Source organism: Mesorhizobium sp. WSM4837 (assembly GCF_055811435.1).
This window is the reverse complement of the sequence record NZ_JBVVQE010000291.1, coordinates 1-231: the sequence shown is the minus strand read 5'-3', so window position 1 is coordinate 231 and position 231 is coordinate 1. Positions and strand designations below refer to the sequence as shown.

The following is a 231-nucleotide window of genomic DNA, read 5'->3' as shown; positions in this document are numbered from 1 at the left end:
CCCGCCCCCCCGCCCCCCCCCCCCACCCCCCCCCCCCCCCCCCCCCACCACCCCCCGCTCCCCCCCCCCCCCCCCCCCGGGCGCCCCCGCCCCCCCCCCCCCCCCCCCCCCCCCCCCCCCCCCCCCCCCCCCCCCCCCCCCCCCCCGCCGGCCCCGCCCCCCCCCCCCCCCCCCCCCCCCCCCCCCCCCCCCCCCCCCCCCCCCCCCCCCCCCCCCCCCCCGCCGCCACAT

The 231-nt window shown here is 97.0% G+C and carries 1 protein-coding gene; it reads left to right on the top strand.

Annotated features, from left to right (window positions below):
• A partial coding sequence (locus AC0L3D_RS37135; RefSeq protein WP_473647592.1) for a hypothetical protein occupies nucleotides 1-231 on the top strand: 231 nt, incomplete at both ends.